The organism is Streptomyces sp. NPDC002754 (assembly GCF_053592315.1).
Genome location: NZ_JBSFVM010000017.1, coordinates 45,078 through 66,248 on the forward strand (window position 1 = coordinate 45,078; position 21,171 = coordinate 66,248).

Annotated in this window: 19 protein-coding genes and 1 pseudogene; 10 read left to right on the forward strand and 10 right to left on the reverse strand. The window is 70.1% G+C overall.

Features of this window, described 5'->3' with window-relative positions; translation table 11 throughout:
• Nucleotides 1-79 precede the first annotated feature (79 nt).
• From ACWD2L_RS27600 to ACWD2L_RS27620, 5 genes are read left to right on the forward strand one after another with little or no spacing between them, the layout of a single operon-like run.
• Complete coding sequence (locus tag ACWD2L_RS27600) at nt 80-1,216, forward strand: FAD-dependent oxidoreductase (protein WP_351334899.1); 1,137 nt, start codon at nt 80-82, stop codon at nt 1,214-1,216.
• The gene (locus ACWD2L_RS27605) at nt 1,213-2,214 is read left to right on the forward strand and encodes an amidohydrolase family protein (RefSeq protein ID WP_351334902.1); all 1,002 of its coding nucleotides are present in this window, start codon (nt 1,213-1,215) and stop codon (nt 2,212-2,214) included. Before ACWD2L_RS27600 ends, ACWD2L_RS27605 begins: the two co-directional genes overlap by 4 nt.
• A gap of 6 nt (nt 2,215-2,220) precedes the next feature.
• The gene (locus ACWD2L_RS27610; RefSeq protein WP_351334905.1) at nt 2,221-3,159 is read left to right on the forward strand and encodes a VOC family protein; all 939 of its coding nucleotides are present in this window, start codon (nt 2,221-2,223) and stop codon (nt 3,157-3,159) included.
• Nucleotides 3,160-3,202: 43 nt separating this feature from the next.
• Nucleotides 3,203-4,174, forward strand: a complete 972-nt coding sequence (locus ACWD2L_RS27615; RefSeq protein ID WP_351334908.1) for a fumarylacetoacetate hydrolase family protein — start codon at nt 3,203-3,205, stop codon at nt 4,172-4,174.
• Nucleotides 4,171-4,977: an SDR family NAD(P)-dependent oxidoreductase gene (locus ACWD2L_RS27620; protein ID WP_351334911.1), complete on the forward strand. Its 807-nt coding sequence runs from the start codon at nt 4,171-4,173 to the stop codon at nt 4,975-4,977. The genes ACWD2L_RS27615 and ACWD2L_RS27620 overlap by 4 nt, the downstream gene beginning before the upstream one ends.
• Here ACWD2L_RS27620 and ACWD2L_RS27625 read toward each other — a convergent pair.
• The 3 genes from ACWD2L_RS27625 to ACWD2L_RS27635 all read right to left on the reverse strand — a co-directional run bounded on the left by ACWD2L_RS27625 (nt 4,921) and on the right by ACWD2L_RS27635 (nt 8,718).
• Entirely contained in the window at nt 4,921-6,567 is a 1,647-nt protein-coding gene (locus ACWD2L_RS27625; protein ID WP_351334914.1) for a family 20 glycosylhydrolase, read from the reverse strand. The two genes, ACWD2L_RS27620 and ACWD2L_RS27625, sit on opposite strands and share 57 nt — an antisense overlap.
• A gap of 99 nt (nt 6,568-6,666) precedes the next feature.
• A complete protein-coding gene (locus ACWD2L_RS27630; RefSeq protein ID WP_351334916.1) occupies nt 6,667-7,140 on the reverse strand; it encodes a MarR family winged helix-turn-helix transcriptional regulator in 474 nt (157 codons plus the stop codon).
• 57 nt (nt 7,141-7,197) lie between these two features.
• A complete protein-coding gene (locus ACWD2L_RS27635) occupies nt 7,198-8,718 on the reverse strand; it encodes an MFS transporter (RefSeq protein WP_351334919.1) in 1,521 nt (506 codons plus the stop codon).
• Nucleotides 8,719-8,781: 63 nt separating this feature from the next.
• Here ACWD2L_RS27635 and ACWD2L_RS27640 point away from each other — a divergent pair, with 63 nt between their 5' ends.
• Nucleotides 8,782-10,287: a LysR family transcriptional regulator gene (locus ACWD2L_RS27640; RefSeq protein ID WP_451192065.1), complete on the forward strand. Its 1,506-nt coding sequence runs from the start codon at nt 8,782-8,784 to the stop codon at nt 10,285-10,287.
• Here the strand turns inward: ACWD2L_RS27640 and ACWD2L_RS27645 are convergent.
• A pseudogene (locus ACWD2L_RS27645) lies at nt 10,216-10,365 on the reverse strand (TetR/AcrR family transcriptional regulator); the annotation flags it as partial. The gene ACWD2L_RS27640 and the pseudogene ACWD2L_RS27645 sit on opposite strands and share 72 nt — an antisense overlap.
• Before the next feature lie 156 nt (nt 10,366-10,521).
• Between ACWD2L_RS27645 and ACWD2L_RS27650 the strand changes: the two are divergent.
• Nucleotides 10,522-11,376 carry an NmrA family NAD(P)-binding protein gene (locus ACWD2L_RS27650; RefSeq protein ID WP_351334921.1) on the forward strand — a complete coding sequence of 285 codons (855 nt, stop codon included), beginning with the start codon at nt 10,522-10,524 and terminating at the stop codon, nt 11,374-11,376.
• A gap of 612 nt (nt 11,377-11,988) precedes the next feature.
• Nucleotides 11,989-12,945 (forward strand): LysR substrate-binding domain-containing protein, encoded by a 957-nt coding sequence (locus ACWD2L_RS27655; RefSeq protein WP_351334924.1) that lies wholly within the window; start codon nt 11,989-11,991, stop codon nt 12,943-12,945.
• A gap of 57 nt (nt 12,946-13,002) precedes the next feature.
• Here ACWD2L_RS27655 and ACWD2L_RS27660 read toward each other — a convergent pair whose 3' ends face one another.
• The 5 genes from ACWD2L_RS27660 to ACWD2L_RS27680 all read right to left on the reverse strand — a co-directional run bounded on the left by ACWD2L_RS27660 (nt 13,003) and on the right by ACWD2L_RS27680 (nt 17,280).
• Nucleotides 13,003-13,995: an amidohydrolase family protein gene (locus ACWD2L_RS27660; RefSeq protein WP_351334927.1), complete on the reverse strand. Its 993-nt coding sequence runs from the start codon at nt 13,993-13,995 to the stop codon at nt 13,003-13,005.
• A 4-nt stretch (nt 13,996-13,999) separates the two neighbouring features.
• The gene (locus tag ACWD2L_RS27665; RefSeq protein WP_351334929.1) at nt 14,000-14,521 is read right to left on the reverse strand and encodes a 3-hydroxyanthranilate 3,4-dioxygenase; all 522 of its coding nucleotides are present in this window, start codon (nt 14,519-14,521) and stop codon (nt 14,000-14,002) included.
• Nucleotides 14,518-14,955, reverse strand: coding sequence for a RidA family protein (locus tag ACWD2L_RS27670; protein WP_351334932.1), 438 nt, complete (start codon nt 14,953-14,955; stop codon nt 14,518-14,520). Before ACWD2L_RS27670 ends, ACWD2L_RS27665 begins: the two co-directional genes overlap by 4 nt.
• Complete coding sequence (locus ACWD2L_RS27675; protein WP_351334935.1) at nt 14,955-15,719, reverse strand: 2-keto-4-pentenoate hydratase; 765 nt, start codon at nt 15,717-15,719, stop codon at nt 14,955-14,957. The genes ACWD2L_RS27670 and ACWD2L_RS27675 overlap by 1 nt, the downstream gene beginning before the upstream one ends.
• Before the next feature lie 79 nt (nt 15,720-15,798).
• Nucleotides 15,799-17,280 (reverse strand): 2-hydroxymuconic semialdehyde dehydrogenase, encoded by a 1,482-nt coding sequence (locus tag ACWD2L_RS27680; protein WP_351334938.1) that lies wholly within the window; start codon nt 17,278-17,280, stop codon nt 15,799-15,801.
• Between the two features lie 247 nt (nt 17,281-17,527).
• On the opposite strand from ACWD2L_RS27680, the gene ACWD2L_RS27685 reads away from it, so the two are divergent.
• Both ACWD2L_RS27685 and ACWD2L_RS27690 read left to right on the forward strand, forming a co-directional pair.
• The gene (locus ACWD2L_RS27685; RefSeq protein WP_351334939.1) at nt 17,528-18,847 is read left to right on the forward strand and encodes an MFS transporter; all 1,320 of its coding nucleotides are present in this window, start codon (nt 17,528-17,530) and stop codon (nt 18,845-18,847) included.
• Nucleotides 18,844-20,055, forward strand: coding sequence for a carboxylesterase family protein (locus tag ACWD2L_RS27690; protein ID WP_351334942.1), 1,212 nt, complete (start codon nt 18,844-18,846; stop codon nt 20,053-20,055). Before ACWD2L_RS27685 ends, ACWD2L_RS27690 begins: the two co-directional genes overlap by 4 nt.
• 11 nt (nt 20,056-20,066) lie before the next feature.
• Here ACWD2L_RS27690 and ACWD2L_RS27695 read toward each other — a convergent pair whose 3' ends face one another.
• A complete protein-coding gene (locus tag ACWD2L_RS27695) occupies nt 20,067-21,074 on the reverse strand; it encodes an amidohydrolase family protein (protein ID WP_351334945.1) in 1,008 nt (335 codons plus the stop codon).
• Nucleotides 21,075-21,171: the final 97 nt, after the last annotated feature.

The following is a 21,171-nucleotide window of genomic DNA, read 5'->3' on the forward strand; positions in this document are numbered from 1 at the left end:
CCCGCGGACCGAGCCCTCCTTCAAGCACCTCGCCGCTTTCAACTTCCTTGAGAAACAACGGAGATCCGGAGATCCCTTCATGAGCTCACCCCGCACGGTTCTCGTCATCGGCGGCGGCGCGGCCGGCAACGCCGCCACGATCCTGCTGCGCCGCGCCGATGTCACGGTCGACCTGATCGAGGCGAAGGACGACTGGAACGCCACCGCCGGATCCGGCATCACCCTCCAGGGCAACGCGCTGCGCGTCCTGCGCGAACTCGGCGTGTGGGAGCAGGTGGAGCAGTCCGGGTACGGGTTCGGCGCGGTCGGCATCACCGCCCCCGACGGCACGGTCCTGCACGTCGCCGAGGACCTGCGCACGGGCGGCGACGACCTGCCGGCCACCGTCGGCATGCAGCGCCCGCACCTGCAACGTGTCCTGATCGACGCGGTCCGCGCGAGCGGCGCCACTGTCCGCCTGGGCGTGCGGGCCACGCACTTCGAGCAGTCCGCCGACACGGAAGGTGTCACGGTCCGCTTCACCGACGGCGGCGAGAGCCACTACGACCTGGTGATCGCCGCCGACGGCCTCGGCTCCACCACCCGCGTGGCCATCGGCATCCAGGACAAGCCGGAGCCGACCGGCATGGCGATCTGGCGCGTCGCCGCCCCCCGCCCGTCCGGTGTCACCCGCACCGACCTCGCGTACGGCGGCCCGGCCTACATCGCCGGTTACTGCCCCACCAGCGAATCGACCTTGTACGCGTACGTCGTCGAGGCCAACCGGGACCGGGCGACGATCCCGGTCGATTCCTACGCGGACGAGATGCGCCGCCTGGCTTCGACGTACGGCGGCCACTGGCCGGAGATCACGGCGAGCATCACCGACCCGGCGCAGGTCAACTACACGTGGTTCGACCGGATGTTGGTCGAGGGTGCGTGGCACCGCGGCCGCGTCGTCCTGGTAGGCGACGCCGCGCACTGCTGCCCGCCCACGCTTGCGCAGGGCGCGGCCCTCTCCCTCGAGGACGCGCTGGTGCTCACCGAGATGCTGACCACCACCGATGTCTGGGACGACGCGCTCTTCCAGGCCTACTACGAGCGCCGCATCGCGCGCGTACGTCCCGTCGTCGAGGCCTCCGTGCAGATCGGCCAGTGGCAGCTCGACGGTGTGCGCGACGCCGATGTCCCCGGCCTGATGGGCCGCACCATGACGATCCTGCGGGAGCTGCCGTGACCCACACACCACCCACCGTCGACGTGCACGCGCACGTCCTGTTGCCCGAGGTCGAGGCGCTGGTCGACGGTCTGCCGGGGCACGCGGAGGCGCGCGCCCTGGACGCCCGCCGCAACGGTCCGGCCGCGCTGAAGGTCAACGGCGGGATGATCGGCGAGCGCATCGAGCGCCTGACGGATGCGTCGGCGCGGCTCGCCGTGATGGACGCCCAGGGCGTGGACGTCCAACTGGTCAGCCCGTCCCCCTCGCACTACCACTACTGGGCGGACGAGGACACGGCCGAGAAGGTGTACCGGCTGGCCAACGAGGCGACCGCGGCGCACTGTTCGGCCGCCCCCGACCGGCTGCGCGGCCTCGGCCTCGTACCCCTCCAGCACCCCGAATACGCCGTGCGCGCACTCGACCACGCCCTGGACCAGGGGCTGTTGGGGGTCGAGATCTCCAGTCACGCACCGGCCCGCGAACTGTCCGACCCGACGTACGAGCCGCTGTGGGCCCGCGCCGCCGAGACGGGGGCGCTGGTGTTCCTGCACCCCTTCGGCTGCACGCTCGACGAGCGCCTCGACCAGTGGTACCTGTCCAACTCGGTGGGCCAGCCCACCGAGAACGCGGTCGCCCTCTCCCACCTGATCTTCTCCGGTGTCCTCGACCGGCACCCCGGACTGCGGATCATCGCGGCGCACGGCGGCGGCTACCTGCCTACCCACATCGGCCGCGCCGACCACGCGTGGCGAGCACGCCCGGACGCACAGGACTGCCGCAATGCGCCCAGCAGCTACCTCGGGCACCTCTACTTCGACTCGCTCGTCCACGACCCTTACGTACTAAGGGAGTTGGTGCGGACGGCGGGTCCGGACCGGGTGCTGCTCGGCTCCGACTTCCCCTTCGACATGGGCAGCGAGGACCCGCTCGGCGCCCTGCGCGCCGCGGACCTGCCCGCCGCCGACTTCGACGCCATCCGCGGCGGCAACGCATCCGCCCTCCTCCAAAAGGACTGATCCACCATGAACGGACGCCTGCTCACCCACCTGCGGCACGTCGACCTCGCCGTGCCCGACTACGACAAGCAGCTCGACTTCTACGCCGGAGTATGGGGCCTCACCAAGGTCTCCGAGGACTCCGGCATCTCCTTCCTCGCCGCCGAGGGCTCCCCGGAGCAGTACGTCGTCCGGCTCCGCAAGGCCGAGGAGAAGCGCCTCGACCTCGTCTCATACGGAGCGGCCTCGGCGGCCGATGTGGACACGCTCGCCGAGGAACTCCTCGCGGGTGGCGTCCAATTGGTCTCCCATCCGGGCAAGGTCGACACTCCCGGAGGCGGCTACGGCTTCCGCTTCTTCGACGTCGACGGCCGCACCATCGAGGTCTCCGCCGACGTGGAGGTCAGGCAGCACCGCAAGATCGAGGAGAAGGAGGCCATCCCGGTCAAGCTCTCCCACGTCGTCCTCAACTCCCCCGACCTGAACCGGACTCGGGAGTGGTACGAGCGCCACCTCGGCTTCGCCCTCTCCGACACCCTCTCGTCGCCGCACATGGGTGAGGTCATGCACTTCATGCGGATCTCCAACCAGCACCACTCGATGGCGATCGCGCAGGGCCCGCACACCGCTCTGCACCATGTCTCCTTCGAGATGCGCGGACTGGACGAGTACATGCGCGGCTCGGGCCGTGTCATGCGCGCCGGGTTCAAGAAGGTCTGGGGTCCGGGCCGGCACATGGCGGGCGACAACACGTTCACGTACTTCCTCGACCCGCACGGCAACACCGTCGAGTACACGACGGAGCTGGAGGAGCTCGACGAGGACACCTGGCACCCGCACGTCTACGACTTCTCGAAGCCCGAGGTCACCGACCAGTGGGGCACGGCGAACGCGATGAACGAGCTCATCGCCAAGGAGTCCTTCAACGACGTCGACCGCGGCGTGTTCGTCGCCCCGCCGGTCTGAGCCCGAGCCACCCCTCTCCGTCTCCCACCGGCAGGAGCCACCCATGCGTTTCGCCGCATACGAATATCAGCACCTCCGTCACGTGGCCGTCGTGGACGACGACGGCACCCTCTTCCCGTTGCCCGATGTCACCTCGCTCACCACCCTCCTCCGGGAGACCGAGGGCCTTGCGGGGCTGCTGGCCGTCGGTGCGGCGGCTCGCGTGCTGCCGCCCGGCCCGCATGTCTCCGAAGTGCGTCTGCTGCCGCCACTGGAACCAGCATCCGTACGGGACTTCGTGACCTTCGAGGAGCACGTCGAGGGCGTCCGCCGCTCCGTCGACGGCGTGGCAGGCGTTCCCGAGCAGTGGTACGCGGCGCCCACCTTCTACTTCACCAACCCGCACGCCGTCTTCGGCCCGCACGACGACATCCCCGCGCCGCCCGGATCGACGCTCCTGGATTACGAGCTGGAAGTCGCCGCCGTCATCGGCCGCGAGGGCCGTGACCTCACTCCCACCCAGGCCCGCGAGCACATCGTCGGCTACACCGTCTTCAACGACTGGTCCGCCCGCGACCTCCAGTCCGCCGAGATGAAGGTCGGCCTCGGCCCCTGCAAGGGCAAGGACACCGCCACCACCCTCGGCCCCCACCTGGTCACCGCCGACGAACTGGAGCCGTACCGCGACAGCGACGGCTTCCTGCGCCTGGCCCTGACGGCCGAGGTCAACGGCGAGGTCGTCGGCAAGGACCTGCTGTCCAACATGAGTTGGACCTTCGAGGAGATGGTGGCCTACGCCTCGCGCGGCACCCTGGTCGTCCCCGGCGACGTACTCGGCTCCGGCACCTGCGGCAACGGCGGCTGCCTCGCCGAACTGTGGGGCCTGCGCGGCGAGCAGGCCCCGCCGCCCCTCAGGCCCGGCGACACCGTGACCCTCACCGTCGAAGGCATCGGCAGTGTCTCCAACACGGTCGTCCCCGGCGCGGACCCGGTCCCGCTCCCGGCCGGCCGCCGCCGCACCCGGGAACGGCCGTGAACGGTCGCCTCGCGGGCCGCGTCGTCGTCATCACCGGCGCGGCCCGCGGCCAGGGCGCCGCCGAGGTGACGGCCCTGACACGTGAGGGCGCGACGGTCATCGCCACCGACGTCACCGGGGCCGACGGCATCCGCCCCCTCGACGTCACCGTCGATCACCAATGGGCCCAACTCGCCACCGAACTACGGGAGTCGTACGGTCAGGTGCACGGCCTCGTCAACAACGCGGGCATCACCTGGCGGGCCCGCCTCGGCGACGTACGCGCCGAGGACTTCGCCCGCGTCCACGCCGTCAACGTCACCGGCCCACTCCTCGGCATCCAGCACCTCGCTCCGCTGATGCCACCCGGCGCCTCCATCGTGAACGTGGGCTCGTCCGCCGCCCTCACCGCCCACTACCCGGTCGCGTACACGGCCAGCAAGTGGGCGCTGCGGGGCCTGTCGAAGACCGCCGCACTCGAACTCGGCCCGCGCCGCATCCGCGTCAACACGATCCATCCGGGCTTCATCGAGACCGAGATGACCGCGTCGGCCGCCCCCGCCTTCCGGGACAGCAACCTCCGCGAGACACCACTGGGCCGCACCGGAACGGTCGACGAGATCACCCCTCTCGTCGCGTTCCTCCTCTCCGACGACGCGTCCTTCATCACGGGCGCCGAGATCCCGGTCGACGGCGGCTACACGGCGCACGGCGGCGCCAAGTCCATCTCCGACGCGCTGCGACCGGGAGCCCCGGCCCCGTACCCGTCACGCGGACAGGGCTCGGGGCGCGGTTCCCACCCGGTCCAGGACCTTGACGCGTAGTTCCCGGAGGGTGGGAACCGGTTTCGGTGAGCCCCAGGTCTGTTGCGCGAACACCTGTAGCCACTCCTGCAACAGATGGGCGACCTCGTCCTGCTGCATCGACTCCGGTGAGTCGCACCATACGGAGAGGTGGGCGCCGAACACCGGCTTGGTCTCCGGTAGCAGGTAGTCGCCTGCGCTGCCCGCGGATCCCATGAACGTTCGTGGGGTCCAGCGCTCGTAGATGCCCTTCGGGTTCTTGTGGGGCCCCTCGCCCACACCGGTCGACGTGAGGATGAAGTAGAGGTAGTCGCCGTTGGCGTTGATGACCTGATGGCCGGCGTCGACGTACTCCCCAGCATGGGGTTTCTCCGTGTTCCAACGGATCCAGACGTCCGCCTGCGTCCCCGGATCCACCCGGTTCACACCCTCGCCGGGGTAGATGTCGTCGTTGAACATCCGGGGCACCTTGCCCTTGGCACGAACGATGTCCGCCAGCTCGTTCATGTAGTACTCGTAACCGTCGTGTGCGGTCGCGGTCTCCTTTCCGTTGACACCGCGGGCGTACCGCACCAGTTGCGGGGCAGTACGGTCCGAGATGACGTCCGGTCCCGTCCCCTGCCACGGGGCGGGGAAGAACTCGTCGCCGCCGAGGTGGAATACCGGCCCGTCGAACAGGTCGCACATTTCCGAGACGATCTCGTGGGCGAGCTGCCGGGCGCCCGGCATGCTGAAGTCCAGGAATCCGGGATGCCGTGTGCCGTCGGCGAGCACGAGTTGGAACTCGGGGTGGTGGGCCAGGATGTGTTCCATGTGGCCCGGCGTATCCACGTCGGCATTGATGTCCACGTGGTACCTCTTCGCGTACGCCAGGATCTCGCGCACTTCCGCCTTGGACAGGTGCTGCTGTGAGGTGATCTCGGGGTGGGTGTCGCTCTGCACGCCGAAGCCGAGCCCCTCGGACAGGTGGAGCTGGAGGGCGTTCATCTTCAGGAACGACATTTCCCGGATCAGCGTCTTGATCCAGTCCGGCGTGAAGTACTTGCGTCCGATGTCGAGCAGAAGTGAACGCTCGGTCAGCTCCGGCCAGTCGACGACCCTGCCGTGAGGGAGACCGTTGCGCAGCATTTGCACGAGCGTCCTGGTGCCCCAGAAGACACCGGTGTCGGTCGGGGAGGTGACGGTGACCGCTCTGTCGACGACGACCGAGTACGCCTCCGGGTGGGTGCCGGCCCCGTCCACCGGCGCCAGTTCGAGGACGATGTCGTGCGGCTTCGGGTGTCGCGACACCGCTGTCCGCGGGGTGCGGTCCACGTGCCCCTCGACCACGAGCTCCTCCGCCAGCACCTCGGCCACCGCCCGTAGCGCCCGCGCGGATTCGGGGTGCAGCACGATGCGTGTTGCCGGAGACAGCCGCTCGGCTGTCCGGCCCGTTTCGAACCTCTGCACCGCAGGCAGGACCGTGGGCGGGGCGACTTGAGCGCTGTCCGGTCGGGCGGCCCGTTCGGCAGCGGGCCGCGCGAAGGCTTCCGACCGACCGCCCGCGAGCAAGGGAATGGACAGTCCTGCGGCGGCCACGAATCGACGGCGGCTGACTCCCTGCGGCTCCATCTGAGCATGCTCCTCTCACCGACCCGCTCTTCACGGGCGTGGCGCGAGGCTAGCCCCAAGTGGTCTAAACCACTAGAGGGTTGATCAAGAAAGACACACCTACGCCTTGGTCGCCCGGTCGTAGGCGGCCACCGCCCGTTCGAGGAACGCCGCCACCGTGGCCTGTTCCTCGGCCGTCATGGTCTCCGTGATCGCACCGATGCCCACGATGAGCGGCTCGACGTGCTGGAACGCGGCCTCCTCCCAGTGCTCCGCAGGTGTCACCAGCACCTTCCGCCGGTCGCTGGGGTGCGGGCCGCGGGTCACGTGCCCGCCGTCCACCAGGCGGTCGATCACCAGCGTCATCGCCGCCGTCGACGCGCCGAGTTCGCGCGCCAGCTCGCTCGGCGTCGCCGGTCCGGCACTGACCAGATGGTCCATCACCCCGAGCCCGGCCGGGTCCACGTGCATCTGCCGGCCCAGGTACCGCTCGAACCGTTGCTGACGACGGGTCAGGGTGCGCAGCTGGTCGCGGATGGGGCCCTCCGCCGGGGCCGCGGGCCGGGGTTCGGTGGGCTGGTCGGCAGTCGTCATGGTGTGGAAGCTGCTTCCTGGATCGCTAAGGACGTTGGCAACCAATGATGCGCGACATCACGCGGTGGCGGCGTCCTGCTTCACACCGGAGCCGCCAGAACCACCGTCGGACACGTCGCCGACGCCGGCAGCGACGGTGACGGTGACACCGTGCTGCTCCTCATCGGGCCGCCCCTTCTTCGGCAGCAGGAAGGTGATCGCCAAGAACGCCACCAACAGACACGCCTGGACGATCAGCGCGTGGTGGAAACCGGTCGTGAAGTCGCCGGCCTTGGCCTGCGCGAAGAACACCGAGCCGAAGACCGCCACACCGATGGAGCCGCCGATGGCCTGCACCGCGGACAGAACCCCGGAGGCGGAGCCGATCTCGTCGTCGTCGACGGCGGCGAGGATGAAGCTGAACAGGGCGGCGATCACCATGCCCGCTCCGATACCGGCCACCACCACCCCCGGGGCGATCTCCCAGATCGAGAAGGAGTCGGCACTCAGCCCGCTCAACTCGAACCAGAGCAGCCCGGCACCGGCGAGCTGGATCAGCGGACCGATCTGGAGGACACTGCGGCCGATCTTGTCGGCGAGGAAGGCACCGCTGACCGCGCCACCGATCGCCGTGCCGACCGCGAGCGGCAGGTTACCCAGGCCCGCGTCGCCGGCGCTGAAGTGCCGGCCGATCTGCAGGAACAGCGTGAGGACGAGCTGCGTGCCGATCAGCCCGCCGAAGAACAGGGCGATGCCGCCGAGCCCGACGGTGTAGGCGGGCTTGCGCAGCAGGCCCGGCTTCACCAGGGGCTCACGACCCGCCGCACCGGCACGCCGCTGCTGCAACGCGAACAGACCGAACCCGATGACCGAGGCGGCCATGCACAGCCAGGTCCACAGCGGCCAGCCGTCCTCCTGCCCCTGGTTCAGGGGCAACACGAGCAACGCACAGGCCGCCACGACCAGGACCGCGCCCACCATGTCGACACGCACCGCGCGATCACCCTGCTTCTTCGGTACGAACTTCGCCGCGATGAGCAGGGCCGCGAGCCCGATGGGCAGGTTGACCAGGAACACCGAGCGCCAGCCGAGGCCGAAGAAGTCACCCTCGATGAGGAAGCCGCCCAGCACCGGGCCGATGATGCCTCCCAGGCCCAGCACCGGGCCGAAGACCGCGAAGACCTTGGTGAGTTCGGACCCGGAGAAGTTCTCACGCAGCAGACCGAGGCCCTGCGGCAGCAGCACCGCCCCCGCCGCGCCCTGGAGCAGCCGGAAGGCGATCAGCAACTCGATGTTCGGCGACAGCGCGCACAGCAGCGAACTCAGCGTGAAGCCCGCAAGCCCGATCAGGAACATCCGGCGCCGCCCGTAGCGGTCACCGAGCCGCCCACCCAGCACCAGGCCGGCCCCCAGCGTGAGGGCATATCCGCCGATCACCCACTGCAGACCGACGGAACCGGCCCCGAGGGACTCCTCCAGCGAGGGGCCCGCGACGTTGACGATCGACGCGTCGAGGAGATCCATGACCTCCGCGACGATCATCACGACCAGGATCAGCCATCGCCATCGGTACGGCTGCGCGGTCGGGTCGACACCCATCTTACCTCAGTTCATTGATTACCAATATTCTTAGCAATATTGAGAGTAGTCAACGCACTGTGGATGTCAATCGCCGCACAGCCCCGCCCCGCCGCGGGCCGTATCAGGCCAGTGACGAAGCGACGTTCAGGTCGGTGCCAACTCCGCTACTTCGTCGCGGTCGCCACGGAAATGAACTTCCGCCGCGCCGCCGAGCGGCTGCACATCGCCCAGCCCGCGCTCAGCCAGCAGATCAGCAAGTTCGAGAAGGACCTGCGCACACCGCTGTTCCGGCGCACCACCCGCCACGTTGAACTGACCGACGCGGGACACGTGCTGCTCCTCCAGGGGCGCCGGGTCCTGGCCGAGGCCGAACACCCGCTGTCCGCCGTGGGCCATGCCGCACACGGCGAGATCGGGCTGCTGCGCGTCGGATTCGTCAGCTCGGCGGCGCTCGGCATCGTGCCCCGCACCGTGCTGGCCCTCCAGCAGTCCTGGCCCGACCTGCACCTCGAACTCACCGAATCCACCACGGAGTCACAGCTGGAGTCGATCAGCGAGGGACGCCTCGACGTCGGGATCGTGCGCGAATTGGACCGGGCGGCCGGGCTCACCGTGCGCCCCCTGCTGCGGGAGCGGCTCGTCGTGGCCGTGCACGAATCCCACCGGCTCGCCGATCACCCTTGCGTAGCGCTGGCCGACCTCGCCGACGAGCGCTTCCTCACCTTCCCCCGGCACCAGGTGTCACGCCTCTACGACCACATCGCCGCGCTGTGCCACCGCGCCGGATTCCGCCTCGAGGCAGCCCAGGAAGGCGTCCAGTTCCCGACCCTGCTCGGTCTCGTGGCCGCCAACACGGGCGTCACGATCGTCCCCGACTGCCTGCGCGCACTGCGCCTGCCCGCCCTGCGCTACCGTCGAGTTGACCGACCCCGACGCCACCTCCACGCTCTCCGTCGTCTGTCGCCCGGACCGACAGGAGTCCCCTCCGGTACGCAACTTCCTCGCCACCGCGACCGGACCTGCCTCCTGAGACACCGCCCGGAAGCCCGCCCCCTGTCATCGTCCGCCGGAAGCGGATCGGCCGCGGACTCCGTCCAGGAGGTAAGTGGTGCGGCGGTCGTAATCGCCCCGGGGAGGCAGCTCGCCGTACTTGAGGGCCAGGGCGTTGTCGACGACGAGTGCGTGGAGGTCGCCCGCCGTGAACTCCGGCCGTACCGCACCGGTGGCCCGCGCCGCCGAGATGAGTTCGTCGTTGGCCTCGCTGCCAACCCGGCAGATCTCCATGAGCTGCCGCGAGTGCGGATACGTCTGCAACAGGACGTCATTGACGGCCGGTTGGCGGTACTGGAGGTCGCGGAGCGCAGTGAGGTAGTACGCGATCCGCTCGCGGATGTCGTCCATACCCCGGGTGCGGTCGATGACCGCGAACAGCTCCGTCGCGACGACTTCTTCAATGACGGCGTCGATGAGGCCGATCCGACCGCCGAACCGGTTGAAGATGGTGGCCTTGCTCACCCCCGCAGCCTTGGCGACCTCCTCCAGCGGCACCGTCAGACCCCGCCCCTGGAAGGCCCCGATCGCAGCTGAACGGATCTGCTCCGAATTGCGCCTGGCGTCGGCGCGCAGCCGGGGCTCCGATGGCACCGCACCGGTCAAGGTCCTCACCGTCTTCCACTGCCACTCATCACCGAAATTTGACTCGCCTGGTCAGCTTACCTACGGTTGCGGGCACGTACGAAGTTGACCCACACGGTCAACTTATGGCCTCGCCCATCACCGCGACGGTTCCGGTGCGGGCACACGGAAAGAAGGACCACGCACATGATCGTTGTCGCCGGCGCGACCGGGGCCCTGAACGGGGCCACCGTCGAGCACCTCCTCAAGCGTGTACCCGCCGACCGGATCGGCGTCAGCGTCCGCGACGCCGCCAAGGCGCAGCACTTCGCCGACCGCGGCATCCGTGTGCGGCAGGGCTCGTACGGAGATCCGGCCGCGCTGCGCCACTCCTTCGCCGACGCCGAGCAGGTGCTTCTGGTGTCCGGCAACGACCCGGCGGCCGACCTGGTCGGCCTGCACCGCACCGCCATCGAGGCCGCCGTCGAGGCCGGCGCCCAGCGGATCCTCTACACGAGCCAGCACGCCGCCGTCCCCGGCAACCCGTACCCGCCGTCGGAAATCCACATCGCCACCGAGGCGATCCTCGCCCGGTCAGGAGTCGCCTGGACCGCACTGCGCAATGGCGCCTACGGCACACTTGACCAGCTGCTCGGCCCGTGGCAGGAGACCGGAGAGATCGCCCGACCGGAAGACGGTCCCGTCCCGTACACCGACCGAGACGAGGTGGCCGAGGCCACCTCGGTCATTCTCGCCGGTGACCGCTCCTTCGACGGCCCGGTCACCCTCACCGCGCCGACCGCCGTCACCTTCGACGACTTCGCCAGGATCGCCTCGGAACTCACCGGTCACACCATCAAGCGCATCGTCCTGGACGACGAACAGTGGGTGGCCGACCAGATCGCGATCGGCGTCCCTGAACAGGCGGCCCGATTCATGCTCACCTGGTACCAGGCCGGCCGCGCCGGCCACTTCGCAGAAGCCGACCCGCTGCTGTCCGAGCTCCTCGGCCGCGAGGCGAGCAGTGCCACTGACCGGCTCGCGGCCCACATCGCGGCATGAAGCAGCGGCTGCTGCGGGCCGCGTTCACCGTCCGGTCGAGCACGGACGTGAACGACCGCCGCGTCACCGTCTACGAGCGGCGGACGGCCGCCACCGCGGCCGTCCGGTCCCAGTAGGTCGGACCCCGTTCGCCGTGCCGGATCCGCTGCCGCCGTAATGGCGCGGGCGCGGGATCAGGCGCAGGGCCGCCGCGAAGACGGCGAGCGCACCGAGGAGCAGGAGCGTCTCCTCGCGGTGGCTCACCTCGGCGACGTACACGGTGACGACGAACGGCGCGTCGGCGAGTGCGAATCGGCCGCGGAGCGGACCCCGGCGAATGCCCGACGGCGCACCGGGATCAGCGCGCCGGCCATCGGGACGCCGAAGCGCCAGGAGACATCCAGACCGATCCCGCCGGGGTCGGTCACGACGACGGCCGCCACCAGTAGCGGCGCCCAGAGCACCAGGGCCGTGAGCCCGGCCGCGCCGCGTACCCGGCGGGCCGGACGCAGATCGGGCGGGCAGCCGGCGGGACGGCGGCGACCAGAACCGGTGCGAGGACGATGGCCGCGAAGTGGAGCGGCTGGAATGCCCGCCCCGGCGCCAGAGCCCGCGTCGACTAATGTCCGTGGCGTGGATACCCCCCGCCTGTTCGACGGCAGACTCAAACTGCGGCACCTGCTGCTCGTGGACTCCCTGTCCCGACAAGGAACCGTGGTGGGGGCCGCCAACGAACTCCATGTGACGCAACCCGCCGCGACCCGGAGCCTGCACGAGGTGGAGGACATCCTCGGTGTCCCGCTGTTCGAGCGCGGGCCGCGCGGGGTCACCGCCACCGTGTTCGGTGAGGCCTTCACCCAGCACGCGCGCGCGGTGCTCGCCCAGCTCACCCGGGCAGGCCGGCACATGGTGGAGTTGGCGGAGGCGGAGCGGGGGACCGTGGTGGTCGGCATCCACCTGGCCGGTTCGAACACGCTGCTGCCGCGCGCGGTGGCGGCGCTGAAACATGCGCATCCGCTGCTGACCGTGATCGTACGGGAGGCCTCCCCCGAGGAGCTGCTGCTCGACCTGGAGGCCGGGCGCATCGACCTCATCGTCGGCCGGCTGACCGCGCCCTCCGGCGACGGCCTGATCCGGCACCCGCTGTACGACGAGTCAGTAGGCCTGGTCGTCCGTGCGGGCCACCCGCTGGCGGGACGGGAGGGGATCGACATCGCGGACACCCTCGACTTCCCCTGGATCCTGCCCGGTTCGCAGACCACCCTCCGCCGCGAGGTCGAGGACCTCTTCGCCCGCCGGGGGCTCACCCTGCCGCGGAACCGGGTAGAGGCCACCTCGTTCCTCACGGTGCGTCAACTCCTGCTGGAGACCGACGTGGTGGCGGTGCTGCCCGCACTGATCGTGCGCGACGACGGCCGGCTCGCGCCGCTGTCCGTACCGCTGGAGCCGGTGGGGCACCGGGTGGGTGTGACCCTGCCGGGCGGCCGCACCCTCAGCCCGTCCGGCGAGGCACTGCTGAAGGCCCTGGAGCAGACCGCGGCTCTCATGACCGAGGACTCCCCCGGCCTTCGGCAGGAGGAGTCCTCATAGTCCGCGTCGCCCTCGTCATAGCGGCGTCCCGGCGCCGACCACCACGCGGCGCGGCGGTCACGTCCCCAGAAAACGCTCCGCGTTGCCGCGGGTGATCTTGCGTCGCGCCTCCTCGGTGAGGAAGTCGCTCTTGCGGACCACCTCGCCCACCGGCCGCTCCCCCAGGGGGTACGGGTAGTCGCTGCCCACCATGACGTGGTCCTCGCCGACGGTGTCCACGAGGAGCCGCAGCGCGCGCTCGTCGAAGACGACCGAGTCCACGGAGAACCGGCCCAGGTAGTGCGAGGGCGGGTACTGCGAGGTGCCGACCACGTCGTTGCGGCCGTGCCAGGCGTTCTCCATGCGGCCCAGCCAGAAGGCGAACGAGCCGCCGCCGTGTGCGAAGCAGATCTTCAGCCGGTCGTCGATGCGGTCGAAGACACCACCGAGCACCATCGCCAGGATCGACAGGTGTGTCTCCGAGGGCATCGCCGTCAGCCACCGTGCCATCCACCGGTCGAGGCGGGGCGAGTTGTCCATGTCCCAGGGGTGCACGAACACCGGTACGTCCAGGGACGCGCAGTGCTGGAGGAAGGTCACCACCCCGGCACTGTCCAGGTCCTGGTCGCCGACGTGGTTGCCGATCTCCACGCCACGGTGACCGGCCGCCACCGCGCGTTCCACCTCGCGGCAGGCCGCGTCGGGGTCCTGGAGGGGGACCTGGCAGAACGGGATCAGGCGGTCCTGCGCGGGCGCGGTGATCTCCAGGGCCAGGTCGTTGAAGATCCGTGCGATCTTCGCGGCCTCGGCGCCGCTGCGACCGTAGTGGAAGAACGCCGGGGTCGGTGACACCACCTGGGTCCGTACGCCGTCCGCGTCCATGTCCCGCAGCCTGACCTCCGCGTCCCAGGCGTTCGCCTGGATGCGCCGGAACTCGGAGGACCCGGTCATGATGACGGCCTCGGCCTCGGACTCGATCCGCAGCCACGGTGCGTCGGGGCCACCGAGTTTCGACAGGTCGGGCCAGCCCTTCGGCACGTAGTGGGTGTGGACATCGATCACGTCTGACACCGGTTCAGCCCTTCCCGGGGTGCAGCGCGCCGCACGCGGAGCACACACGGGCCTTCTCGTCGCCGTAGAACTCCTCGAAGACCGGCGGGAGATCGGCCACGATGTCACGCACCTGCAGCTCCACCTCGTGCACGGTCGCCGAGCAGGAAGCGCAGAACCAGAGGAACTTCTCCAGCTTGCCCTCCTCGCGGACCCGCTCGATGACCAGGCCGATGGAGTCCGGGTCGGGGCGCTGCGGCGAGTGCGGCACGTTGCCGGGGAGCAGCCAGGCCTGGCCCTGCTTGATGTGTACCGTGTGCGGTCCTTCGTCGGTCATCAGGTTGACGTGCATGTCCCCCTTGACCTGGTAGAACCACTCCTCGTACGGGTCCAGGTGGAAGTCGGTGCGCTGGTTGGGGCCGCCGACGATCTGGACAATGAAGTCGTTGCCGAGTGACATGGTGCGGTTGTTCACCGGCGGCTTCAGCAGGTGTGCGTGGTCGTCGATCCAGCCCTGGAAGTCGATGACCTCGGGGATGTCGGTCACGGTGTCTCCTCGGTGGTTGCGGTCGCGGGCAGGTGTGCCACGGCCTGGATCTCAATGAGCAGGTGCGGGTGGGGCAGTTGGTGGACGGCGACGGTGGTCCGGGCCGGACCGTTCTCGTCGAAGTGCTGTCCGTAGACCTCGTTGTATCCGCCGAAATCGTTCATGTTGACCAGATAGGCGGTCACTTGGACGACGTCGGCGAGACTGCCACCGGCGTCGGCGAGGATGTCTCCGATGTTCTCCAGGACCGCGCGGGTCTGCGCCCGGATGTCGAGGTCCGTGGTGCCCATCTCGTCCGTGGACACACCCACGAAGGTGTTGTCCGGTCGCCGCGAACTGGTGCCGGAGACGAATACGAGGTCTCCTGCGCGCCGGAAGTGCGGGAAGCGGCCGCGGGGCGTCGCCTTGCCCGGAACGATACGTGCCTCGCCCATCAGACACCCCTCACACTGACGCGGCCGAGGCCGGAGACCTCACAGGTGGTGACCCCCGCGGTCAGCGGCATCGCCGCCGTGGCCGCGCCCGCGAGCACCACGTCCCCGGCGCGCAGCGGGACGGACCGGCGGCGCGCCATGTCGAGCAGCGCGCGCAGGGCGTTCAGCGGCCCGTCCAGGATGGCGACGGTCGAACCCGCCACCTCCTGCTCCTCGTTGCTCAACCGTACGGTCAGGTCGCCGACGTCCTGGAGCGGCGCCCAGGGGCCGATGGCGTAGCCGGCCGCGGAGGTGTTGTCCGCGACCACGTCCTCGTACGTGAACCGGAAGTCGCGGTAGCGGGAGTCGATGATCTCCAGCGCGGGTGCCACGGCGTCGACGCAGGTGGTGATGGAGGTGTCCGGGGCGGCCGGGTCCACGTCCCGGGCGAGCCGGAAGGCCACCTCGGGCTCGACCTTCGGGTGGATGAGGCGCGAGAGGTCGACATCGCCGCCGTCGGCCACACACATCGCGTCGGTCAGCCGGCCGACGATGATCTCCGAGACACCCATCTGTGCCATCTTGGCCTTGCTGGTGAAGCCGAGCTTGACGCCGGTCATCCGCTCACCGCGTGCGGTGCGCCGGCCGAGCAGCGCGGCCTGGATGACGTAGGCGTCGTCGATGGTCAGGGTGTGGGTGTCGGCGAGGCTGAGGGTGTCGGTGACGGCCGTCTGGGCTTCGTCGAGCCGCCCGGCCAATTCGTCGACGGTGTGCGCGTCGAGCATCAGGTGTGTCCTTCGGTTCGGGTGGTGGCGGCGTGCGCGGTCGTGCGCTGCGGACCGCCGGGATCATCGCCGGTCGGCGTCACAACTGCACGCATACGTTGGTGGGTTCGGTGTAGAAGTGCAGCGACGAGGCGCCGCCCTCGCGGCCGAGGCCGGACAGGCCGACGCCGCCGAAGGGCGAGCGCAGGTCGCGCAGGAACCAGGTGTTGACCCAGGCCATCCCCACGTTCATGGCCTGTGCCACGCGGTGGCCGCGCCGCAGGTCCTGCGTCCACACGGAGGCGGCGAGACCGTACTCGGTGTCGTTGGCCAGCGCGATCGCCTCTTCTTCCGTGTCGAAGGGGATCAGCGCGGCGACGGGGCCGAAGATCTCCTCGCGGACCGGCCGGTCGGCGTTGGTCAGGCCGGTCCAGAGCGTCGGCTCGATCCACGAGCCACCGTCGAGGTCTCCGCCGAGACTCGGGACGTTACCGCCGGTGAGGACCTTGGCGCCGCACTCCTCCGCCAGGTCGAAGTAGCCACGCACCTTGTCACGGTGGGCCTGAGAGATGAGGGGCCCGGTGGTCGTCCCCTCGGCGAGCGGGCTGCCCAGACGCAGGGCCTCGGCCCGCGCCACGAGCCCGTCGGCGATCTTGTCGAAGACCGGCCGCTGCACGTAGACCCGCTCGGTGCACAGACACACCTGGCCCGTGTTGGCGAAGACGGACCGCTCGAGACCGTCGAGGGTCTCCTCGATGTCGGCGTCCTCGAAGACGAGCGCGGCGTTCTTCCCGCCGAGCTCGAAGGAGACGGGTCGTACGCGCGGCGCGACCGTCTTCATCACGTGTGCGCCGGTCGCCGACGAACCCGTGAAGGTGACACCGTCGATCCCGGGGTGGGTGGTGAGGTGCTCCCCCGCCGAGCCGCCGCCGAAGCCGTGCACGACGTTGTACGCGCCCGCCGGGAGCCCGGCCTCCGCGAGTACCTCGGCGAGCAGCGTCGCCGTGCCGGGGGTCTCCTCGCTCGGCTTGACGACCACGGTGTTCCCGCAGGCCAGCGCCGGGGCCACCTTCCAGGTGAGCAGCAGCAGCGGCAGGTTCCACGGGACGATGACCGCGACCACGCCGAGCGGCTTGCGCACCGCGTAGTTGAGGGCCTGGCGCCCGCCGGCCAGGTCGGTCATGAAGGATTCCTGGCCCGCGGCGGCGACCACGTCGGCGAAGGTGCGGAAGTTGGCGACGGCGCGGGGCACGTCCAGCTCCCGGGACAGCGTCAGGGGCTTGCCGGTGTCGGCCGTCTCGGCGGCCACGAACTCCTCGAACCGTGCCTCGATGAGGTCCGCGGCCCGCCGGAGCACGGCGGTGCGTTCCCTGACCGGGGTCGACGACCAGGGGCCGAGGGCCGTGCGGGCCGCCGTCACCGCCCGGTCCACCAGGGGTGCGTCGGCCTCGTGCACCTGGGCGTGCGCGCGGCCGGTGGCCGGGTCGATCGCGTCGAAGGAGCGGTGGTCGGTGCCGGCTTCGGGATCGACGTAACGCCCGTCGACGAAGTTGCGGATCCACCGTGTCGTGTCTGCCGTCATGGTCACAGCCTGGAACTCCGGGCCCATGCCTGACAAATGAACTTTTCGCTCGTTGCCATGCCTGTTTCGGTATGTCGGGCCGAGCGGCCGCCAGAACGCGTCGGGGCGTGTCGGGACGCGTCCGGTATACCCAGACGGCTATGGCGGCGAGGGAAACCGGCATTTGTCGGCCGGTCCGCGGGGGCCCAGGATCCACCGAAAGCGCGGAACCCACCCCGCCGAACCCAGCAAGCGAGGTACCTACGCCATGAGTGACCCCGAGCGTTCGCAAGGTGCGAGCAGAACCGCGCTCGCCACCCTCCTCGGCACCACCTTGGAGTGGTACGACTTTTTCCTCTACGGCACGGCCGCCGCCCTCATCTTCGACAAGCAGTTCTTCCCGGGCCTGAGTCCGGCGGCGGGCACGCTCGCCGCCTTCAGCACCCTCGCCGTGGGCTTCGTGGCCCGTCCCCTGGGCGGTCTGGTCTTCGGCCACTTCGGGGACCGTCTCGGCCGCCGCTCCACGCTGGTGGCCTCGCTGCTGCTGATGGGTCTCGGCTCCACCCTCATCGGGCTCGTGCCGGGCTACGACACCATCGGCCTGTGGGCCCCGGTCCTCCTGGTGGTGCTCCGCATCGTCCAGGGCATCGGCCTCGGCGGTGAGGGTGCGGGCGCCACGTTGATGTCCATGGAGCACGCCCCCGAGGGGCGGCGGAACCTGTACGCGGGCTTCCCGCAGATGGGCACACCGGCCGGTCTCGTGCTCGCCAATCTCGTCTTCCTGGCCACCAACTCCCTTGCCGGGCATGTGGCGTTCACCGGGTGGGCCTGGCGCATCCCGTTCCTGCTGAGCTTCGTCCTGGTCGGCGTCGGGCTGGTCGTCCGGCTGCGGGTCACCGAGTCGCCGTCCTTCGACAAGGCGCGGGAGGAGCAGGAGGTGGCCCGCTTCCCGCTGGCCGACGCGATGAAGGTCGGCCTCCCGCGCCTCGGCCTGACCCTGCTGGCCGTGCTGGCGAACTCCACGGTCGCGTACGTCTTCATGGTCTTCACGCTGTCGTACGGCACTCAACACCTGGGCTACGACCAGCAGTTCCTCATTCTCGGGGTGAGTGGGGCGGCGGTGCTGTGGTTCGCCTCCATCCCGGTGTGGACGCGCTTCGCCGACCGGCACGGCAGACGGGGCATGTTCATCGCCGGCTCCGTGGCCGTGCTCGTCTGGTGTGCGGTCTTCTTTCCGCTGCTCGACACCGGCAGCCGTGCGACCGCGCTGGTCGCGCTCGCCGGGATGGGTCTGATCATCCCCGTGACGCACTGTGTGCAGGGCGCGATCATCGCCGACACCTTCCCGGTGCGGGTGCGGTACTCCGGTACCTCGCTGATCCTCCAGGCCGGCGCGGTGCTCGGTGGCGGCCTCGCGCCCATGATCTCCAGCGCCCTGCTCGGCGGCGGCGACTCCTCCATGGGTGTGACCTGGTACCTCGTGGTGGTGTGCGCGCTCAGTCTCGTCGGCGCGGTGGCCCTGTTCCGTGCGGTCCCCGAGACTCCTCAGCAGAAGGTGACCACTCCCGAGTTCGCAGGTGAGGCATGAACGACGACTCCTTGGCCCGCAGCGGCCCTCTCCGGTTCGCCACCGCGGAGCGGTTCTCCCCGCCCGTACCCGTACGAGGAGTGGAACCCGCCAACGGCGCGGGCGGCATCTGCCCCCAACCGCCGTCCCGGCTCGACAAGGTGATGGGCCCGCCCCACGACCGCAGGCCCCAGAGCGAGGACTGCCTCCACCTGTCGGTCACCTCCCCGACCGCCCCCGGGGCCGGTCGCCCCGTTCTCCTGTGGTTCCACGGAGGCGGCTTCAGCAGCGGTGCCGGTGTCCTCGACTGGTACGACGGCAGCGCACTCGCCGCCGAGCAGGACGTGGTCGTCGTCAGCGCCGGATACCGCCTCGGCGCGCTCGGCTATCTCGTGCTCGACGGGGTCAGCGAGGGGAACCTCGGCCTCCTCGACCAGTTGGAGGCGCTGCGCTGGGTACGCGACAACATCCACCTGTACGGGGGTGATCCCGGCCGGATCACGCTCGTCGGCCAGTCCGCCGGCGCCCTGTCCATCCTTCAGCTGCTCCGCTTGCCCGAGGCCCGGGGACTGTTCCGCCGCGCGGTGCTGCAGAGCGCGCCCGTATCCATCGCCACCAGGCCGCTCGCCGAGGCCCGCGAAACGGGCCACCTCTTCGCGACACACCTCGACGCCGACCCGCGCACGGCCCCGCACGAGGCACTGCTCACGGCGCAGGCCCTCACGGCGGCCGACCTCCAACAGCGGGTCGGCAACACCCTGGTCCCCCCGTTCGGCCCGGTCTCCGGCACCCGCCCTCTCCCGGCCGGACGCGCGGACTTCGCCTTCGACCCCACCGCCATGGACGTCCTCTACGGCTGGAACGCCGACGACATGTCCGCCTTCGCCGAAGGCGCCAACGACCACGGCAGCGTGGCCGAACGCACCCACCGCGTCTACGAGGCACCGCTCACCGCCCTGCACGGGGAACTGGAGGCCGCGGGCGCCCGCGTGCACGGCTACCGGCTGGACTGGCGCCCCCGCGGCTCCGCCTACGCTGCCACCCACTGCCTGGAGATCCCACTCGTCCTCGGCTCGGCGACCGCCTGGCACGGCGCACCGATGCTCGGCGACCTCACCTGGCCGGAGGTGGACCGCTTCGGACGCGAGGTCCGCGGGGCGTGGGCCGCTTTCGCCCGCACCGGGGATCCGGGGGCGCTGCCTGCTCCGATGACCGGGCTGGACGGCTGAGCGCCGGCGGGTCACACCTGTGGCAGCGCCAACCGCTCCCCGTACAGGGCCCGCGCGTTCCCGGTGAGGACGGCGCGGGTGGCGGTGTCGGTCAGTCGGGAGGTGCGGATGTAGTCGAAGGCCCGCCGGTACTTCTCGCCCTGGAAGTACGGGTGGTCCGAGCCCGCCAGGAGCCGGTCGGTTCCAAAGGTTTCGGCTGCCAGGACCAGCGACGGTTCGTGGAAGTTGGCCGCGTCGAACCACATGCGCGGCAAGGTCTCCATGGGCGGTTCGGGAAACGCGTGCCAGTCCTCGTAGTTGTCCTGGAGGCGCTGGGCCAGGAAGGGCAGGTCGCCGCCCAAGTGGGCCACGTGCAGCCGGACTTGAGGGAAGCGTCGCGGGATGTCCGCCTTCAGGAGTTGGAGCACGGCGATGGCGTCCTCGACAGGTGCCCCGTTGACCCACTCGAGACGGTGGTCGTTGATGAGGTCCGAGCGGGCGCCCGAACCCGTGGCGTGCACATTGACGATGGCCGACCGCTCGTCGAGGGCAGCCCACACGGGGGCGAACCGGGCGTCCGCGGGGCTGAGCCCGCCGGGCAGCACGGCCGGAAGGGAGACGCCGGCGAACCCCAACTGGTCGAACAGTCGCGGGAGTTCGGTCAGTGCGGCGTCGACATGCGGCAGCGGCAGCGCGCCGTAGGCGAGGAACCGGGTCGGGTGGGCCTCGACGAGGCGTGCGTACTCGTCGTTGATCCACCTTGCCGCGTCGAGTGACGGCTGCGCTTCAGGTCCGCCCGGGCTCTGCGGTGTCACGGCGAGTACCTGGACGGCGACGCCCGCGGCGTCCATGCCCCGCAGGCGTTCGGCGATGTCCGCGTCGGTCGAGTCGGCGGCGAGGTTCCGCGCGATCCTGGTGGTCGCAGGGTCGACCCCGATACCCTCCAGCCGGTCCAGATACGCCGCCGGGTAGACGTGCGCGTGGGTATCCACGGCGAAGGCGTCCACCGCGTGGGTGTCCACCGCGTCGGCGTCTGTCATCGGGCGACCTCCACTCTGGTGTGCCGGGGGCTGACCAGCGACGAAAACACCAGCGTAGGCAGGCTCGGTCCACACCGCAGGCGGAGACGGCCATGAC

Coding starts and splice junctions, on each gene's coding strand:
- ACWD2L_RS27600 (WP_351334899.1), top strand. CDS start 80: ATGAGCTCACCCCGCACGGTTCTCGTCATCGGCGGCGGCGCGGCCGGC.
- ACWD2L_RS27695 (WP_351334945.1), bottom strand. CDS start 21,074: ATGACAGACGCCGACGCGGTGGACACCCACGCGGTGGACGCCTTCGCC.
- ACWD2L_RS27625 (WP_351334914.1), bottom strand. CDS start 6,567: ATGGAGCCGCAGGGAGTCAGCCGCCGTCGATTCGTGGCCGCCGCAGGA.
- ACWD2L_RS27675 (WP_351334935.1), bottom strand. CDS start 15,719: ATGCTCGACGCGCACACCGTCGACGAATTGGCCGGGCGGCTCGACGAA.
- ACWD2L_RS27650 (WP_351334921.1), top strand. CDS start 10,522: ATGATCGTTGTCGCCGGCGCGACCGGGGCCCTGAACGGGGCCACCGTC.
- ACWD2L_RS27685 (WP_351334939.1), top strand. CDS start 17,528: ATGAGTGACCCCGAGCGTTCGCAAGGTGCGAGCAGAACCGCGCTCGCC.
- ACWD2L_RS27610 (WP_351334905.1), top strand. CDS start 2,221: ATGAACGGACGCCTGCTCACCCACCTGCGGCACGTCGACCTCGCCGTG.
- ACWD2L_RS27615 (WP_351334908.1), top strand. CDS start 3,203: ATGCGTTTCGCCGCATACGAATATCAGCACCTCCGTCACGTGGCCGTC.
- ACWD2L_RS27635 (WP_351334919.1), bottom strand. CDS start 8,718: ATGGGTGTCGACCCGACCGCGCAGCCGTACCGATGGCGATGGCTGATC.
- ACWD2L_RS27670 (WP_351334932.1), bottom strand. CDS start 14,955: ATGGGCGAGGCACGTATCGTTCCGGGCAAGGCGACGCCCCGCGGCCGC.
- ACWD2L_RS27680 (WP_351334938.1), bottom strand. CDS start 17,280: ATGACGGCAGACACGACACGGTGGATCCGCAACTTCGTCGACGGGCGT.
- ACWD2L_RS27630 (WP_351334916.1), bottom strand. CDS start 7,140: ATGACGACTGCCGACCAGCCCACCGAACCCCGGCCCGCGGCCCCGGCG.
- ACWD2L_RS27690 (WP_351334942.1), top strand. CDS start 18,844: ATGAACGACGACTCCTTGGCCCGCAGCGGCCCTCTCCGGTTCGCCACC.
- ACWD2L_RS27640 (WP_451192065.1), top strand. CDS start 8,782: ATGTCAATCGCCGCACAGCCCCGCCCCGCCGCGGGCCGTATCAGGCCA.